Origin of the sequence: Paenibacillus sp. 481 (assembly GCF_021223605.1) — a bacterium.
GTDB lineage: Bacteria > Bacillota > Bacilli > Paenibacillales > Paenibacillaceae > Paenibacillus_B.
In genome coordinates this window covers 1,694,242-1,712,136 of sequence record NZ_CP075175.1, presented here as the reverse complement: position 1 = coordinate 1,712,136, position 17,895 = coordinate 1,694,242, and the positions used below count along the sequence as shown (strand labels likewise).

The window sequence follows — 17,895 nt, the reverse complement described above, 5'->3', positions numbered from 1 at the left end:
AAAATGTTAAAAAGATTCAGTGCTAGCTTAGTAGCTGCGCTCATGGTTTGGGGTGTTATTTTACCAACATGGTCGCCTTCTACCGTTCTAGCTCAACGCGCTGGTGCGCAAGAAGGAAGTGGGCAACAGCAACAAGCTTCACTAGAAACTAACAAGGTTTCTACAGCATATCAAGATATTAATCAACATTGGGCACAAGCAGAGATTAATCGTTGGAGTGAAAGAGGCGTTGTTAAAGGCGTAAATGATCAATCATTTGCACCGGATCGTGCGCTTAGTCGTGCGGAATGGGCAATGATCATAAATAAGGCCTTTCAATTTGAGGCTGGTAAGTCTGAAGCTGCTAAAACGGCATCCTTCGCAGATGTGAGTGCTGAAGCATGGTTTGCAACAGCTGTACATACAGCATCTGAAAAAGGCTACATGAACGGCTATAACGGTGTTTTCAACCCTAACAAATCGCTTACGCGTCAAGAAGCAGCTTTGTCTTTGCAGCGACTTCTTCAAATAGATCGTTCCACGGATTACAAGACGAACTGGACGGACAAGCAGCAAGTAGCAGCATGGGCGACAGATGCAGTGATGTCCGTAGCAGAAGCAGGTTTGATCAGTGGCTACTCGAATGGAACATTTCAGCCCAACAAGGAGATAACTCGTGCTGAGGCAGTTAAATTACTGGATCGAGTGTTTGCCTCGTATGGCAGCTGGTATGACCGCTCCGGTACATTTGGTCCAGCGACTGGCAATCAAACGGTAAAAGGCACCGTTATGATTGATGTGCCAGGAGTAACGTTGCAAAATACGATCATTAATGGTGATCTAGTCATTGGTAAGGGCGTTGGCGCAGGGGATGTATTTTTAAAAAACATTCAAGTTAAAGGAAATACATATGTATATGGCGGAGGGGGAAACAGCGTACATTTTGACAACTCCGTTGTTGTAAACGTCATTGTAAACAAACAAGACGGCTCCATTCGTCTCGTTGCAAAAGGTAACACTTCTGTTCAAGAAATTACGCTGCAATCTGGGGCTAAAATCGAAGCGCATGATGGTGTAGATGTGTCTAAGGTGCGCTTGGCGGAAGAGCTTCCTGCACAGAGCGAAGTAAGTTTAAACGGATATTTTAATACGGTGAGTATAGAGGCATATAGCATCAGCGTTCAAATTCCACAAGGTACAGTGAAAGAATTGACGTTGGATGAAAAAGCAAAAGGAACGACAATCCAAGGCACGTCAAAAACGGATATTGTATCTCTTGTATTGAATGCAGCAGCAAAAATAGTAGGTGATGCGGTGGTAAAGCAGGCTACGGTTAATGCCGAGGGTACGGCTTTTGACAAAGCACCGCAAAAAGTAACAGTCGGTAAAGATGTGGCTACAGACGTTAAAGTGATAGTGAGCGGTAAAGAGCAACGCGCAAATTCGGTAACAGGATCGTCGAACACCACTACGGGCTCGAATCAAGCTGTTGTAAGTTCGGGTAGCTCGGATTCAGGCAGCAGTTCAGAGAGTGGTACAGGGTCAAATCAATCAGGTGGAAACAGTGGAAATCCTAATGGAAATCAGGGTGGGAACTCCCAGCAAGGAAGGTTTTCCATTGCGTTAGAATCGGCTCCGGTAACGGTTGAGGAGGCAGTGTATTTTACAAGTCCTCGTGCGGGTACAGCGTATTTTACAAATGAGAGAATTGAAGAAAATGAAGAGCTGCTTCAAATCGCAGTCGACAACGGTCTTGCTAAGAAAGTAGAAGTTAAAGCAAACGAACGTACATGGTTCACGACAGATCATACGACAAAGCAGATGCGTGAAACACGATTTTTTATTATTGTATTGGATCAGGATGGAAATGCTGCATCTGAAAAGATATGGTTGTTGGATGATGCAACTGAGCCGCTTACAGAAAGAAGAGGTCATATCATAGTAGGGGCAGCACACGATAATTATCGTGATACGTATGTCTATTCGTTTAACCGTAAAATAAAGACTGTTGATCATGTCGATCTGCGTCATTCCGTTACGATTTCGAGATATGGTGGGCCGTTCAATAGTTTAACATCTTTAGACGAAATAACGGTGAAGGATAACGAAATCATCGTGAAGCCATACGAGCCTAATGAAAAAGGAATCGAAATGAAGCTGTTGCCAAATGTCGTGGAAACGATAGATACAAATGAAAAAAATATAGCCAGCATGTGGGTGATTAGGCCGTTTACGCGTCTTCAAGTGTCCAAACCAGATGGAGTTACTACTGACAAACGTAATGTCATTAAACGTGGTGAAATGATCAAGTTTAAAATTAATATGCCAAACTCTGTTTATCTACTTCCGAACAGTCCTATAGGTGGAAAAGATAGATATGATCAGCTTGCTAATAACGGATGGGCAAATCGAGTTGTAGTTACGGACGATCAGGTTGATCTTGTCCATGAAATGCCGACAGGAAACTTGGCACCAGGGAATTACACTTTAATAGCTTATTATGGCCATTCTTTTGGCTTTAAAATTGTCGACTAAATGTTAATTAGCAAGGGATCTAAGGGGCCTGCATCCTATTAAGGAGCAGGTCCCTTTCTGCTGTGGCGGTGGCTAAGGAACAGGCCTCTTGCTGCTATAGCAGCAGCATCGCGGCGAGCGTCGTTGCCGCTAGGCCAATCGCGACCGGCAGCGCGTTGCGTCGTGCCAGCTCGAAGGGGCTGACGCCGCAAATCGCGGCAGCGGGAATAAGCGCCCACGGAATAAGGGTGCCGCCGCCAACCCAAATGGCAGCCACCTGACCAAGCGCTGTCAGCGTATCTGCCCCAGTGCCGATAGCTGTGCCGAACAAAGCGGCAATGGACCCGGCCAGCGATATGCCTGAGAAGCCAGAGCCGTCTAGTCCGGTAATAACGCCGACTGCCGTTACCGTTACAGCTGCGGCTGCTCCATGAACGGGCACAGTATGTGCAAGTGCTATGCCTAGATCGTTAACGATCCCGTGCGAGCCTTGCGGTAGCACCTCCCCGAAAATGTGTACCAAAGCCGCATCGCCCAAATAAAAGAAAGCAGCTACAGGGATGACAGGACCAAATACTTTCACCCCAAATGACAAGCCATCAATTAAATAGGCTGTCGTTTGCTCGAGAGCGTGCTTCCGATGTGTACACAGCGTAACCATCAGCAAAATAAGCAGTGCCGTTCCACCAATAAGCGCTGTTGCTTCGCTTCCTTGCAATTTGAAGTGAATGAGCATGAGAACATCCAGCAAAAACAGTAGCGGAATGACAAGGGCGAATACGGTGCGTAAAGTGGGGTTCAGCGGATCGCGCATGACCTTGAAATCCTGATGGACTTCCGTTTTGGCGAGGCCGCTGTTTAAGGTCAGCCGCCCTGCGCGAATATCGCGGCGGATAAGCAGCCATGCCGTGATTGTCGTGGTGACACCCATAACAATGACGAGGGGGATGCTTGCTTGCAAGACGCTATTTACGGGCAGCCCTGCTGCATCGGCGGTCAGCTTGGGCGCGGCTTGAATGACAAAGTCGCCTGACAGTGCAATGCCGTGTCCGAACAAGTTCATCGCCATCGCAATGGCGAGCGGAGGCAATCCGACACGCATCGCGACCGGTAGCAGCACAGCGCCGACAAGGGCGATAGCCGGTGACGGCCAGAAGAAAGTGGAAATAATCATCATAAAGATACCGATAATCCAATAGGACATAGACGGCCCACGCATTAAACGTGTCACAGGCGCGACCATTTTTTCATTGATTCCAGACGCTAGCAGTACACGGCTCATTGAGACGACAAGGGAAATAATGAGGATCGTACTCAGTAGCTGTGTAATCGCATACAAAAAACTGGTAAACAGGCCGCTGATCGCGATGTTAAATGAGCCTGTAGCAGCTACACCTAATCCAAAAATACCGATGATGCACACGATTGTCGTATCTTTGCGCATGATGAGACATCCAATAATAAGACCTATAAACAGGACATAAATACCATGCAGGAGCGTGAGTTCCACTATCGTTGTTTTCACCTCCGAAGGCTATAACCGGTAGTTCATAACCCGCAGTCCATAACTCATAATTCATAACTCGTAGTCGATAATCCATAATTCATAGTCCATAATCCATAATCCGTATGCATAACGTGCAACAATCGGATGTCTCATCATATGCAAAAGCCTAATTGAAGTGAAAAACAGTCGTATACAAAAATAGCAGTCTTTTCTTGCGGGGCGTCCACTCCACTTATGATTAAAAAAAGCACCCGCAGCGACTGTTCCACTGCGAGTGCCTTTGTAGCTTTAACCTGTTATCTTCGGCTTTAAAGCTCCAATAATCAGGCGTTTAGCGTTTCATGTTAGAACATTCAGTATTAGGCATGAGCGCTTTCTTGAGCGATCATTTGGCGCAATACCGTTTGCAAGATACCGCCATTGTGGTAGTAGTTCACGTCTACCAAGCTGTCGAGGCGAACGATAGCTGTAAATTCGAACTGTGTGCCATCCTCGCGTGTTACAGTTACTGGCACCAATTGGCCAGGCTGTACATCATTCGACAAGCCTACGATATCAAACGTTTCGCGACCTGTAATGCCGAGCGTCTTCCAGCTTTGACCTTCTTGGAATTGCAGTGGCAGTACGCCCATGCCGACCAAGTTGCTGCGGTGGATACGCTCAAAGCTTTCCGTAATAACGGCTTTGACGCCGAGCAAGTACGTGCCTTTTGCAGCCCAGTCACGGGAACTACCTGTACCGTATTCTTTACCTGCGATAACGACGAGGTTAGTACCGTCTGCTTGATATTTCATCGAAGCATCGTAAATGGACATCACTTCTTCAGTTGGCAAGTAAGTCGTTACGCCGCCTTCTGTACCTGGAGCCACTTGGTTACGGATACGGATGTTAGCGAACGTACCGCGCATCATCACTTCGTGATTACCACGACGGGAGCCGTACGAGTTGAAGTCTTCTTTCTTCACGCCGTTCTCCGTCAAGTACAATCCACCAGGGCTGTCAGCTTTAATGTTACCTGCTGGCGAGATGTGGTCCGTCGTTACGGAGTCACCCATCAACGCCATCGCTTTAGCGCCTCTAATATCAGCGATGTCCGTCAAGCCGTCACCAAGGCTGGAGAAGAACGGTGGGTTTTGGATGTAAGTTGATTTCTCATCCCACTCGTACAACTCGCCTTGTGGAACCGGAATCTCGTTCCAACGCTCATTTTGCGTAAACACGTTCTCGTATTTATCACGGAACATTTGCGGTGTAATCGCTGCAGCGACCGCTTGCTTAATTTCATCCGAAGTTGGCCAAATGTCTTTCAAGTACACAGGCTCATTGTTCGTGTCGTATCCGATTGGCTCGCTCGCCATATCGATGTTAACTGTACCAGCCAATGCATAAGCAACAACAAGCGGCGGCGAAGCAAGGTAGTTCGCTTTGACTTGTGCATGCACACGGCCTTCAAAGTTACGGTTACCAGACAATACAGCTGCTACCGTCATATCGTTGTCCGCAATTGCTTTGCCCACTTCATCTGGCAATGGACCGGAGTTACCGATACACGTTGCGCAGCCGTAGCCAGCTACGTGGAAGCCGAGTGCTTCCAACGGCTCGATCAAGCCTGCTTTGTTCAAATATTCTGTAACGACCAAGGAACCTGGCGTCAAGCTGCTCTTCACGTATGCTGGCTTGCGCAAGCCGCGCTCTGCTGCTTTCTTCGCGACTAAGCCTGCACCGATCATAACGCTCGGGTTGGACGTATTCGTACAGCTCGTAATCGCTGCGATAACGACCGCACCAGTAGGCAATTGGCTTACTTCTCCGTTTGGATGCTCAACCGGAGCGGTTTGCGCGATCTTTTCTTCGCTCAAGCCGTAGCCGCCTTTATCGATCGGCGTGCGAATGATATCGTTAAACGATTTCTTCATATCAGTCAGCTCGACACGGTCTTGTGGACGTTTAGGTCCTGCCAAGCTCGGCACGATTGTGCTCAAGTCAAGCTCAAGTACGTCAGTGAAGGTAGGATCTGGCGTTTCCGCTGTGCGGAACATGCCTTGTGCTTTATAGTACGCTTCAACGAGCGCGATTTGCTCTTCGGAACGGCCTGTGCTGCGCATGTAGTTCAACGTCTCTGTGTCGACTGGGAAGAATCCGACTGTAGCACCGTACTCAGGAGCCATGTTAGCTACTGTTGCGCGGTCTGCCAAGCCGATATTTGCCAAGCCGGGACCATAGAACTCAACAAACTTACCAACGACGCCCTTCTTACGCAAGATTTGCGTAACCGTCAATGCCAAGTCAGTCGCTGTGGAGCCTTCAGCCAATGTGCCTGTCAATTTGAAACCGATAACTTCAGGTGTCACGAAGTAAAGTGGCTGTCCAAGCATGCCTGCCTCTGCCTCGATACCACCTACGCCCCAGCCAACGACGCCAAGGCCGTTGATCATCGTCGTATGTGAATCTGTACCAACAAGGGAGTCAGGGAACACTTCAGTTACGCCGTCTACCGATTTAGTAGCAGCAACGGAAGCCAAATACTCCAAGTTAACTTGGTGTACGATACCTGTTGCTGGAGGTACAGCACGGAAGTTATCGAACGCTGTTTGTGCCCAGCGAAGGAAGCGGTAACGCTCTTCGTTACGCTCAAATTCAACGTTCATGTTGTATTCTAGCGCGTCTTTCGTACCGAACGCATCAACCATGACCGAGTGGTCGATAACGAGATCGACCGGCACGAGCGGATTAATACGCTTCGGATCGCCGCCCGCTTTTTTCACCGTATCACGCATTGCCGCCAAATCAACGACAACCGGAACGCCTGTAAAGTCTTGCAGAACGATACGTGCTGGAATGAACGGAATTTCCTTGTTCTCATCACGTCCGTCAGCCCAGTTTGCAATCTGGTTAACGTGCTCTTGCGTAATAGCGAGGCCGTCAAATTGGCGTACAGCAGCCTCTAACAATACCTTAATTGAAAATGGCAGTTTGGATAACGAGTTGAATCCTTGTGCCTCAAGCGCTTCTAAGCTGTAATAACGATACGATGTGCCGCCAACGTTAAGTTCGCGAGCTGTAGAGTAAGCATCTTTTCTTGCCATAGTGAAACCTCCTTCATGGTTGTGTGTTCGATAGGTTCTGTTGGTAATTGATGTAGTTAAAGATGTTAAAAGTTCCGGAAAAGGTAGTTTCCTCGGTTCCACCTTCTATTTGTTTCACTAGATGAAACCTTATTTCATTTTAGTCTTTACCTCTCCAGTATAGCGCTTTCTTTGAAGAGCGTAAAGAGATTTTGCTGCAAAAAAATGCCTAAACATGCTTAAGCGACATGTACCCAAGCTTACGTGCATACAATGATACAAAATTGCCGCGCGTCTAAGGACAGGCCAGTTCCACTTGAGACTCGGTGCGGCATGTTGGACAAGGAGGCCTTCGTCATGCGGCAGGAATGGAAAAACACGCTCTATTTATATGTAGACCAATATAATCGGAACGAAGTAGATGACCGAAACCATGCTCTGCAAGCTCCAATTGAAGATTTGGAGTACGTGTTAAAAGCGAGTGAGCGCGCAAAACGTTTGAAGGGTTGGTATCGAGAAAGAGGAACAACCCCACTGAAGAGTGAAACAAAAGCAAAGCTTATGAAAGCTCGTGAAGGAGAGAACGAAGTTATCGCGGATGTTGAATTTCATATCCAGCGCAATTGCGAGCAGCGTGGATTGCAGATCGTAGAGGAGCGGATTGAGCGTGAACGGCTTACCATTACAAATGAAGGGAGTGGTTGGGTCGTTTCTCGTGTTGAGGCAGTCGTGCCGGAACGTCATAGCATGCGCATGAAGGGGAGTTCAATTCCAGGCAGAGATGAGCATTCGATGCGCTCAGGGCGTGCACAGCCATTTTTGAATACGGATGTACTAAGAGGGGCTAGGTCTGCTCGTTCGATTCCGTATCTTCGTGAGAAGGCTGTAGAGTATGCTGAACAGTGGTGGAACGAAGCGAATCCGCGCTTCTTGTCTTTTGAGGACGATTGTACGAATTACGTTTCGCAATGTCTCTTTGCAGGCGGTGCGCCGATGAATTATACTGGTAGGAGGGAAACGGGCTGGTGGTATAAAGGCATGGTAAACGGTCGTGAAGCTTGGAGTTACAGTTGGGCAGTTGCCGATAGCTTGGAGCGTCTCCTCACGTATAATGAGGCGGGCTTACGGGCGACGGTGGTGTCTCGTGCGAGTGATTTGCAGCTCGGGGATATCATTGCTTATGATTGGGACGGTAATGGCCATTATCAACATAACTCTATTGTGACCAGTTTTGATAAGAGCGGGATGCCACTAGTAAATGCGCACACAACCAATAGCAGACATCGCTATTGGGACTATCAAGATTCATATGCATGGACAGGAGCGACACAATATCGCTTCCTCCATATCGTAGACGCTTTCTGATGAACAAGTTCAGTTTATTGTGCGGCGTCTGATAGAGAAGAACAGGCGCTTCTGCGCCGACGGAGGGACTTATGGGACAACAGGAGAGAATGCGCGTCGGCTTAGTTTACGGCGGCAAATCGGGCGAACACGAGGTATCTTTGTCTACGGCGTTTGCTGTTATGCAAGAATTTAACTATGACAAATACGAAATTATTCCTTTTTACATTACGAAGCAAGGTCAATGGCGTGTTGGCGACACTCGCCACGAGCCATTTGCTAACAAGGAAGAGCTGACGCTTGAATCTGGCGAAGGACGTACCGTTCAAGCGATGGCGATGCTGTTCGCGAACTTGGATCGCGCCGCTTCTGGCGATGCTGTATCCAGTGGCGTGGACGTTATGTTCCCGTTGCTGCACGGCACGTACGGTGAAGATGGTACCATTCAAGGCTTGTTCGAAATGGCGAACGTGCCTTATGTAGGTGCTGGCGTACTTGCATCGGCAACAGGGATGGATAAGGCTGTTATGAAGCAGTTGTTCACACATGCGGGGCTGCCGCAGTGTAAATATACCGATTTTATCCGCGTGCAATGGGAGAAGGAGCAAGACGCTCTCTTAGCGAAGATGGAAGCGGAGCTTGGCTATCCGTGCTTCGTGAAGCCTGCGAATCTAGGCTCTTCGGTTGGTATTTCTAAGGCACGCAACCGTCAGGAACTTATTGAGGCGGTACAGTTCGCCCTTCGTTACGACCGCAAGATCGTCGTCGAAGAGTTCGTCGACGCGCGTGAAATCGAAGTGAGTGTGCTCGGCAACGATGAGCCGCAAGGTTCTTTGCCAGGCGAAATCGTATCTTCGAACGAGTTCTACGATTATAAGGCGAAGTACTTGGACGGCAAGTCGCAAATGGTCATTCCAGCACCGATCGAAGATGCGTTGCTGGAAAGCATTCGCCAGATGGCGGTTACAGCGTATCGAGCGATTGATGGTTCGGGCCTATCGCGCGTAGACTTCTTCGTGCGCCGCTCTGATATGCAGGTGTTCATTAATGAGGTGAACACGCTGCCAGGCTTTACGCCTTTCAGTATGTACCCGCAAATGTGGAAAGAGTCAGGGCTGCCGTATAACGAGCTGCTTGACCGACTGCTGCAATTGGCGATGGATCGCTTCGAGGCGAAGCAAGGGCTGCAATACGAGAACGCGTAATGCGAGTGGCGTAGCAAGGGCCACACGATTGGAAGCTTATTCAATTGGAATAGCAAGCGCTAGACGAGATGCGGATTTATTTAAAAGGAGTAGGCAAACCCAGAGAAAGGGGGGGCCTACTCCTTTTTTATTATTAATAGTACGCTCTAATAAAAACACGATGGATTGGCGAAGACGCTGTTGGTGCATAGAAACTCACATGTCTTTTTCCATACTCATAACTGATCACATAATCAGAACCCATATCGTCTGGGCCTTCATTGGCTGGTTTTCCAAGCTTTTTCTTAATGGAAGCAATCGTTTCTTTAGGTAACGCAGCGCGATTAATGCTGACATAGTGTAGTTGATCGTTATGTTGGCCATCAAAAGCGATTTCGACATGCGGCAGCTTTTTGTAAACGTTCGTATAGCCGCCCTCCGCCTCAACTTGTCTCACTAGAGGGCCAAATTGAGCAGTGGCCACTTCTGGCGATATGCCTAACTTAATATTCAACCCATTTATAATTCCTGTCTTAATCTTAGGTGCGAAATGTTTATCAATAATGAGCTTTTTGCCGATTGGAAGCGGCTGTGGCTTTAAAGCTGTGTTTGTGATGTAGCCAATCTTACCTTTGTAAGAAACTTTCAAAAATGGACCATGATCATTCAGGCGAGTAACCTTGTCTCCCTTTTTCAGCACAGCTAGCTTGGGAGATGTTATGCTTGCCGATTTGTACAATGCGGCTTGATTAGCTTGTACGGTAATGGTGTTCAATGCAGATAGATGATCGACGAAATAGTTAGCTTCTTTCTTATAACGATTGACATGAGCTTCTCCTTCTGCAAAGCTACCTTTCCGAATTGAGTTAGATTCACCACCGTAATAAGCAGTGACCACAGGTGTCAGCGTCAACTTTTTCAAGTCTAATTTCCACGTGTCGAAGAACCATCCATTAGGGTCCGCATTTTGAAAGCTAACCGTTTGAAAATGAGCTGAAGCTACATTTTTCATTTTGAGATTGGCGGAGTATCCTTCTGTGTCATACTTTTTTAAATAAGAATTGTATAGGTTTAATCTTTTGATTTGACCATTTACAATACAGAACGTTTCAAATGTATAACTGCTTGAAGTTGCGTACGTCCCAACCACGATAAGATCAGGGGTGTTCGCTTTATGTGAGGTAACTTTGTGAATGTAAGGCTTTTTCGGATTAATGGAAATCGATGTGTCGTCAGCAATAGGCGTATTTTGCGGTGTTCCGTTGACCGTAAAATAATATACGCCTGAGTAAATCGTGTCACCACGGTCGGCAAATGCAGCAATATGATCGGTCGTTTTTTCCACAACTTCGTCATCAGAACGTATGGATACGGTATGCTGTTTCCCATTTACGTCTTTAATAGAGAACGAATATCTTGCTCCAGATGCATCAGCATCTGCATGTGCGGGCGTAAATAGCATTGCCACGAGTGTGACAACCGCAAGCGTGCACAACATATTTTGTTTAAATGTACTCCCGTATGGGCGCCAGAACCAATTTTGCATATTGTTGAATATCTCCCCTTATCAAAATGAAATTAGATATCTAAAGGAAATGTAAACCTTTCCATATGGATTTGTCAATGATTTGGAAGCGACTATGGTTGCCCTACGATTTGTCAACCGTCCGCCTTCATGATTCAATAGAAGTACGACAATATAACAACGAGGAGCGAATACGATGGGATTTCAAACGGAGTTTAATTCGGTATGCAAATTTAAGACAGAGCAAGAGCTAGTAGAGTTGTTGGAAAATGGGCGCGGCAACATGAAAAAATCGGGACTACGTATTTTTCCGACTGGGCAAAAGGTTATTGCGTACACACCGAGCAACGTAGCTACGGCGATCGTTCGGATTACGGCTTCGACGGCGCAAATTAATGCGCAAGGTGAGGAAACTACTGAAGTTGAAATGGTGCTCGTACGTAAGCTAACGGAAGAGGAATCTCGTGTGCAGACAGCGCTTGCCTACGAAATGTTTTTTGGCGACGTTGAGTCTAAATAAGATGTAGGACTGGGATCTCCCATAAGCTGTAAAAAGAGCGAAATAGCGGATCGAAAGTCCGCATTAGGCGCGTAACTAATGAGGGACTGCATAGGGGTTGCGTCATTGGACCTCCGCCACGCAAGAAAGAACCTTTTTTGTTCGCCAATATGGAAAGAGGGGTGTCCCGCCGTCATTTTGAATGACAGTGGAGACACCCCTCTTTTAAAGTTCAGACGTTGTTACTTCTGGTTGGATGGTGTTACTCTTTTACAATAATCGTAGAGACCTTACTACGAAGCTTACCATTTACATGAGCAGTTAAAAATAATTGTTGGCCTACGTAACCGTTGAAATAGAAAGTGTCTACTGTACATTGACCGCTACTATCGCACAGGGGAGCAATAACAAGATTGTTATTTGCATCCTTAATTTCGATCCAAGCGTCAGGCTCAGCTGTGAACGTAAATTGGCCGGCCTTTAGATAGACCGCCTCTGCCACGGTAGGTTGTGCAGCTTCAACAAGTACTGCAGGTACGATCAGGCGATATTCTAGTATGTTTTGACCGTTAGCGGAGATAACAGATAGTTTATCGCCGTCTTGGACGAAATCACTGTCTGTGCGCAACGTGCCGTTTGCACTCTCAATTTGTACTTTAGCTTGAGGATTCACAGGATGAATATCCTGCTTCAATTCTGCTACAGTCGTGTTTGTTGACATGCCAGAAATCGTGCCGTTAAAGGAATTTAAGGAGTACACAGAACTCGTGACTGTGACATCAGATTCATCCGGTCCTTTTATTTCTTTATCATCATCATGGAATGTATTCACTTCGTTGTAAGAAATGGTTCCATCCGCGTTAACGGTCATTTCAAAAGCAACCCAGTAACGATGCGTGTTCAAAGATTGCAAAGCGTTCTTCTCTAACGTGAACGTTTTTGCAGGTGTGCTTGCGGATCCTTGATATACTTGCACAACGGTATCCGAACGTTCTTGCTCTTCAAGGTTTGATTCACCACTAAAGTTATGAACGTAGAAACGGTAAGTTCCTGCTGTCTGTTTACGAATTGTTGTCGTCTCTGGACCGTATGCCGTTACATCATCGTGATCCAAGTCCACGTACAACTGTCCATTGCGCTTGTATTGTCTGTTGTCAAAGAATGTGTGGAAGCGTTCGCCGTCTACACCTGGACCGATAAGATGTGAATCTAAATCGACAGGCTTTTCTCCCCAAGACAGAACGACACGAACTTCTTCTTCCCCAGCTAAGCGAATAGCCGTTTCTGGTGATTCGTTCCATACGTAACCATTGCTTGCAACGACTACAGTAAAGTGCGTATTAATAAATCCATCGCCAGATACTTCAGCGGAGTATGTGCCTGGACGCAATTTAACTTCGTAGTATCCAGCATCATTTGTCGTTGTTGTAGCAACAACCTCTCCGATAGTCGGGTTTGCAATATCACGGAATGCGACTTTAATATTTTTCAGCGGCAATTTTGCGATATCGACAATATGACCACCGACGATAAACGTGCTCAAGTTCTCACAGCCTTGGCAGTTAGCAGGAACTTGGCTGAATACTGCGCCAGCATGGTTCACCTGAGCAGATGTAATCGTACCGTTACCTGTTATCGCTGAAGGAGCGTCAACAACAAGCGATGCAACAGTTGCATTCGCGTTCAAGTGCAGACGAACGTTCGAAGCGACGACATTTACCGTCTCAAACGTGCCTCTAAGTTCAACAGTAGATGCTTGTGGCAAGCTGCTGCCGAGCGTCACGTTCGTGACTTGACCACGAGCTGTATCCAAAATAGCGCCTGATTGCAAGCTAATCAATTCTACTTTGGTACCGTCGTTAATCGCTACACGAACATCGCCTGTACGCTTGTCTACAATGATCGTAGCAAGTACAGAGTTGTTAAGGTGAATACTGTTTTTTCCGCCACCCTTAACAATGGTTTTGCCTTCTACCTTAACGTTGGTAAGGGTAACATCACCTTGGCCAACGCCTTCGCCAATGATGAGGTCGCCTTTAATAACGATATTTTGCAAAGTGACATTAGGTACATTAACAGTCAATTCGCCTTCGATTGTAGCAACTGCTGCAAGTTCAGCTGTTGGCCCGTACGTACCTTGCTTATCGATACAACGATTGCCTTTGAAGCCATCCTTCGTAATCTCTGTTACAGCTGTGCAAGCTACCGGTGGTAGTGTTGGTTGGGAAATGCTGTTGTCAGAGTCGCTGTCGCTAGATGAATCGGATGACGACGATGTGGATGTTGTCGTCGATTTCGTTTTGTTCTTTACGATTTCATCCGCTTTTTTTGTAAATGCATCTTTATTGAACATCAATTCATATGTTAAGCGTGCCAAAGCTTGGCGATCGCTGTTTAGCTGTGGGTAGAATTGGTTTCCGCCCTCTGTTTGTTTTCCGCCTTGGATAAGACCAATCTCACCTGCAAAGGTTACCGAAGATTTTGCCCAAGATGACACATCGTTCATATCTTTAAATGGAGCATTGTTGCTCTTCCATTGGTCGGCTTTGTCTTTCATGCCTAGGGCACGCACGAAAAATACCGCCAGCTCTTCTCTTGTTACTTTTTGGTTTGGAGCAAACGTACGGGACGAAGTTCCTTGCGCAATGCCGCTCTTGACGATAGCGCCCACATAACCTTTGTACCATGCATCGTTAGGAACATCGGCAAATGGAGATGCAGCTTGCTCGTTAGGCTCCAATTTCAAAGCTTTAACAACCGTTTTCGCTAACTCAGCCCGCGTCATGTTCATAAAAGGATAGAACTTTCCATCCGGGTATCCGGACAATACTCCAGATGCAACAAGTTCGTTAATTTCTTTAGCTGCATAAGAATTGCTGACATCAGATAGGGCAGTAATCGTCTGGTTCGTAGTGGACCTCACTTCAGACTTGTTGGACTCTGCCGTAGGCGCTGCTGCTGCTGTGCTAAGACTGAACATCGAAGCGATCATCGACACGATAAGCAGTTTGGCGATTACGGTAATGCGTTTGTGAGATTTCATAGGTTGTTTACAATCCCCTTTCTTTCTATATGGAACAATTGTCGGTCTGTAGAAAGATGTTAAGTGCGATTGTGGGTCTAATTTCACGATGCCGAAAGACACATGATTGAGATCATAATCATACAAATTACACTTCTTTTTGACGACATAAGCACTAGTATACAAGAAGAAAAAGGAAAAGAATGTCGTATGATGTCGAACTATTATTTTTTTATTAATAATAGTCATAGTTATTTTGTACGCATATTTTATTTGAAACATTTTAATATCACATTATATGGCGATGTTTGCGATGTTGAAGTTACTTTGTGTAACCTTGCGTTTTCCGATATGATTAAAGCATATCAGGCTAGTTATTTAAGGTTACATAAGGAGGACAACAGATGAAATTTGTGATATCACCCCAAGTGTTTGAATCACTGCCTCATGTATGCTTTGGCGTCGTTGTGGCGACAGGCATTGATAATACGAAGCTATATCCGGCTGTAGTCGATGAGTTGAACCGCAGCATCGCGCAGGTGGAAGCACAGTTTGCAGACACGAAAGCAAAGGAATCGGCTGCAATTGCGCCATATCGTGAAGCATTCCAAACGCTTGGCTTTAACCCGAACAAGTTTATGAGCTCTATTGAAGCAATGGCCTCGCGGATCGAGAAGAAAAAAGGTTTCCCTAGCATTAATCCGGCTGTCGATCTGGGGAATGCCGTCTCTTTATCTTATTTAGTACCGCTAGGAGCGCACGATGTGGGACAAGTAACGGGTGACATCGAAGTTCGCTTCGCGAAGTCGGATGATACGTTCGTTCCTTTCGGGCAGCAAGAGGCAGAGTCAGCGGATGAAGGTGAACTGGTCTATGCGGTTGGCAACCAAATTAAGACGCGCCGCTGGATATGGCGTCAGAGCGAACTCGGCAAAATTACGGAAGAAAGCACCGCGATTATGTTTCCGATAGATGGTTTTGTGGGTCACAATGAGGAACAAGTGCTTGCTGCGCGGGATGCATTGGCATCTTTGCTTCAACGTCATTTTGGTGCTGACGTGCAAGTCGGATATTTGGACAAGCAAAATACGGTCTTTGAATGGTAATATATAAGGAACAGCTGCAACCAATAAGGCTGTAGGGTTAGGGGCGGCTAAGTCTTTAACCTTTAGGATAATCTATGAAGAAAGGCCGTTTAGCGTATAAATGTACGTTTTTAAGTTGCCTGATTTCAAGGTTATCCTTTTTTACTAATGAGGAGTTGTTGAATATGCTTGTCCGCTTTGGGTATGTGGCCATGTCGATGAATGTACCAAATGCTTCACCGTCGCGCACGATGACTTTTTCTAATTTTAGTAAGCTGGACGATCGTGATGCTGGCCTACGCAAGCTAGAACGTCTTGCAGAAGAGAATTTGCATAACACGCTGCGCCTACTCAAGCATAATCGGGCACACGATGTTCAATTGTACCGTTATTCATCTAAGCTTATTCCGCTCGCGACCCATGAGGATTTGCTTGAGGAGTGGGACCCGTTTCCAGCGTTGAAGGAGGCGTTTGCGGCTGTTGGCGATTATGCGAACAAGCATGGTATGCGCACTTCGTTTCACCCCGATCACTTCACCGTACTGAGCACGCCGCGCAAGGAAGTGCTCGAGAAATCGGTACGTGACTTAAAGCATCATGTTCGGATGCTGGAAGCGATGGGGCTTGATGCGCGTGCGAAGAACAATATTCACATCGGTGGGGCATACAACGACAAGAAGAAGGCAGCGGAACGATTTATTAATCATTTTCGAGATCTGCCACAAAATATTCAACAGCGTATTACGCTTGAGAACGATGACAAGACCTTTAACGTGTTGGAAACGCTGGAAGTGTGCAAGCAATTAAGCGTTCCGATGGTACTCGATATTCATCATCAGTGGGTAAACAATGAGGGTGAGAATCTCCAAGAACTGTGGCCAAGTATAAGAGAGACGTGGGACACTCCGTATGGACAAGCGGATGCGTCGCCAGATAATCCGTTACCTCCCAAAATTCACGTATCCAGCCCGAAGAGCGAGAAAGATATTCGTGGTCATGCTGATTTCGTGGAAATGGAGCCACTGCTCGCCTTTTTGCGTTCGATTGCGGGGAACACGGATCGACTAGACGTGATGCTGGAGGCTAAGCAAAAAGACGAGGCCTTGTTTAAGTTGATGCGCGAGCTGGCCCTATATTCAGGCGACGGTGTAACCGTGCTGAATCAAGCAAGTGTGCAAATTTCTCCATAACTAAATGATTGGACTTCACAAAAATTTAGCATCTGGTCTTAGTGCCAGCTACTTGAAAAAGAAGCGAAAATACGGTACGTTGGAATAAAGACGTTTAACCGCAGCTGGAACTGTTTGTTTACAGACGGACAAGTAGTTGTACCAGATGTGAGTTGGCGAGGGGAGGCAATAAGGTTGACTCAATTATTAGAAGGTAAAAATATTGTCGTGATGGGCGTGGCGAACGATCGTAGTATTGCATGGGCAATTGCGCAATCGTTGGCGGCTCAAGGTGCGAGATTGGCTTTTACATACGAAAGCGACCGTGTTGAAGCGCGTGTTCGTAAACTGGCAGAAACGATTCCTAATTCCGTTATTTTGCCGTGTAACGTAACAGTGGACGAAGAGATTGATAGCTTGGCTGATCGCGTGCGGGAAGAGTTCGGCACGTTGCACGGGTTAGTGCACAGTATTGCATTTGCTAAGACAGAAGAGTTGGAAGGCATGTACGCGAATACGTCCCGTGCGGGCTTTGCTCTGGCGCATGATATTAGCGCTTACTCTTTGGTTGCGGTAGCACAACGCCTTTATCCGTTAATGACGGAGGGTGGCAGCATTATGACGATGACGTATTTAGGCGCAGAGCGCGCGCTTAAGAACTACAATGTTATGGGCGTGGCGAAGGCTGCTCTGGAAGCGTCTGTACGCTATTTGGCGAACGACCTTGGGCAATACAATGTACGCGTAAATGCGATTTCGGCAGGACCGATTCGTACGTTGGCAGCGAAAGGGATTAGCGATTTCAACTCCATTTTGCGTCAAGTGGAAGAGAAAGCACCACTTCGTCGCACGACAGATACGGCAGAAGTGGGCGATACAGCGATGTTCCTCATGAGCCAATTGTCACGTGGTATTACAGGTGAAGTTATCTATGTGGATAGCGGCTACCATATTATCGGCATCTAATAAATCATTGTAACATGACAAAAAAGCTTCCGCTTT

The 17,895-nt window shown here is 46.7% G+C and carries 11 protein-coding genes; 7 read left to right on the top strand and 4 right to left on the bottom strand.

The features are described from left to right. Window positions 1-3 precede the first annotated feature (3 nt). Window positions 4-2,514 (top strand): S-layer homology domain-containing protein, encoded by a 2,511-nt coding sequence (locus KIK04_RS07390; protein WP_232277632.1) that lies wholly within the window; start codon window positions 4-6, stop codon window positions 2,512-2,514. Between the two features lie 94 nt (window positions 2,515-2,608). Here KIK04_RS07390 and KIK04_RS07385 read toward each other — a convergent pair whose 3' ends face one another. Further along, complete coding sequence (locus tag KIK04_RS07385; RefSeq protein ID WP_232277631.1) at window positions 2,609-4,003, bottom strand: hypothetical protein; 1,395 nt, start codon at window positions 4,001-4,003, stop codon at window positions 2,609-2,611. 356 nt (window positions 4,004-4,359) lie between these two features. Next, window positions 4,360-7,086 (bottom strand): aconitate hydratase AcnA, encoded by a 2,727-nt coding sequence (gene acnA, locus KIK04_RS07380; protein ID WP_232277630.1) that lies wholly within the window; start codon window positions 7,084-7,086, stop codon window positions 4,360-4,362. A gap of 336 nt (window positions 7,087-7,422) precedes the next feature. Here acnA and KIK04_RS07375 point away from each other — a divergent pair, with 336 nt between their 5' ends. Further along, window positions 7,423-8,430 (top strand): amidase domain-containing protein, encoded by a 1,008-nt coding sequence (locus tag KIK04_RS07375; protein ID WP_232277629.1) that lies wholly within the window; start codon window positions 7,423-7,425, stop codon window positions 8,428-8,430. Between the two features lie 71 nt (window positions 8,431-8,501). After that, window positions 8,502-9,614 (top strand): D-alanine--D-alanine ligase, encoded by a 1,113-nt coding sequence (locus tag KIK04_RS07370; protein ID WP_232277628.1) that lies wholly within the window; start codon window positions 8,502-8,504, stop codon window positions 9,612-9,614. Window positions 9,615-9,747: 133 nt separating this feature from the next. On the opposite strand, the gene KIK04_RS07365 is transcribed toward KIK04_RS07370, so the two are convergent. After that, window positions 9,748-11,139: an SH3 domain-containing protein gene (locus KIK04_RS07365; RefSeq protein ID WP_232277627.1), complete on the bottom strand. Its 1,392-nt coding sequence runs from the start codon at window positions 11,137-11,139 to the stop codon at window positions 9,748-9,750. Between the two features lie 175 nt (window positions 11,140-11,314). Between KIK04_RS07365 and KIK04_RS07360 the strand changes: the two genes are divergently transcribed. After that, window positions 11,315-11,638 (top strand): hypothetical protein, encoded by a 324-nt coding sequence (locus KIK04_RS07360; protein WP_232277626.1) that lies wholly within the window; start codon window positions 11,315-11,317, stop codon window positions 11,636-11,638. Window positions 11,639-11,879: 241 nt separating this feature from the next. On the opposite strand, the gene KIK04_RS07355 is transcribed toward KIK04_RS07360, so the two are convergent. After that, window positions 11,880-14,660: an S-layer homology domain-containing protein gene (locus tag KIK04_RS07355; protein ID WP_232277625.1), complete on the bottom strand. Its 2,781-nt coding sequence runs from the start codon at window positions 14,658-14,660 to the stop codon at window positions 11,880-11,882. Between the two features lie 383 nt (window positions 14,661-15,043). Here KIK04_RS07355 and KIK04_RS07350 point away from each other — a divergent pair, with 383 nt between their 5' ends. The 3 genes from KIK04_RS07350 (at window position 15,044) to fabI (ending at window position 17,859) form a co-directional block, all read left to right on the top strand. After that, a complete protein-coding gene (locus tag KIK04_RS07350) occupies window positions 15,044-15,745 on the top strand; it encodes a B3/B4 domain-containing protein (protein ID WP_232277624.1) in 702 nt (233 codons plus the stop codon). 164 nt (window positions 15,746-15,909) lie between these two features. Beyond that, on the top strand, window positions 15,910-16,914 hold the full coding sequence (uvsE, locus tag KIK04_RS07345; RefSeq protein ID WP_232277623.1) for a UV DNA damage repair endonuclease UvsE: 1,005 nt from the start codon (window positions 15,910-15,912) through the stop codon (window positions 16,912-16,914). A gap of 174 nt (window positions 16,915-17,088) precedes the next feature. Further along, entirely contained in the window at window positions 17,089-17,859 is a 771-nt protein-coding gene (gene fabI / locus KIK04_RS07340; protein ID WP_269671006.1) for an enoyl-ACP reductase FabI, read from the top strand. Window positions 17,860-17,895 lie beyond the last annotated feature (36 nt).

Bases quoted from the DNA above. Each gene is read 5' to 3' on its own strand.
- KIK04_RS07360 (WP_232277626.1), top strand. From the start codon at position 11,315: ATGGGATTTCAAACGGAGTTTAATTCGGTATGCAAATTTAAGACAGAG.
- KIK04_RS07365 (WP_232277627.1), bottom strand. From the start codon at position 11,139: ATGCAAAATTGGTTCTGGCGCCCATACGGGAGTACATTTAAACAAAAT.
- uvsE (WP_232277623.1), top strand. From the start codon at position 15,910: ATGCTTGTCCGCTTTGGGTATGTGGCCATGTCGATGAATGTACCAAAT.
- acnA (WP_232277630.1), bottom strand. From the start codon at position 7,086: ATGGCAAGAAAAGATGCTTACTCTACAGCTCGCGAACTTAACGTTGGC.
- KIK04_RS07355 (WP_232277625.1), bottom strand. From the start codon at position 14,660: ATGAAATCTCACAAACGCATTACCGTAATCGCCAAACTGCTTATCGTG.
- KIK04_RS07350 (WP_232277624.1), top strand. From the start codon at position 15,044: ATGAAATTTGTGATATCACCCCAAGTGTTTGAATCACTGCCTCATGTA.
- KIK04_RS07375 (WP_232277629.1), top strand. From the start codon at position 7,423: ATGCGGCAGGAATGGAAAAACACGCTCTATTTATATGTAGACCAATAT.
- KIK04_RS07390 (WP_232277632.1), top strand. From the start codon at position 4: ATGTTAAAAAGATTCAGTGCTAGCTTAGTAGCTGCGCTCATGGTTTGG.
- KIK04_RS07370 (WP_232277628.1), top strand. From the start codon at position 8,502: ATGGGACAACAGGAGAGAATGCGCGTCGGCTTAGTTTACGGCGGCAAA.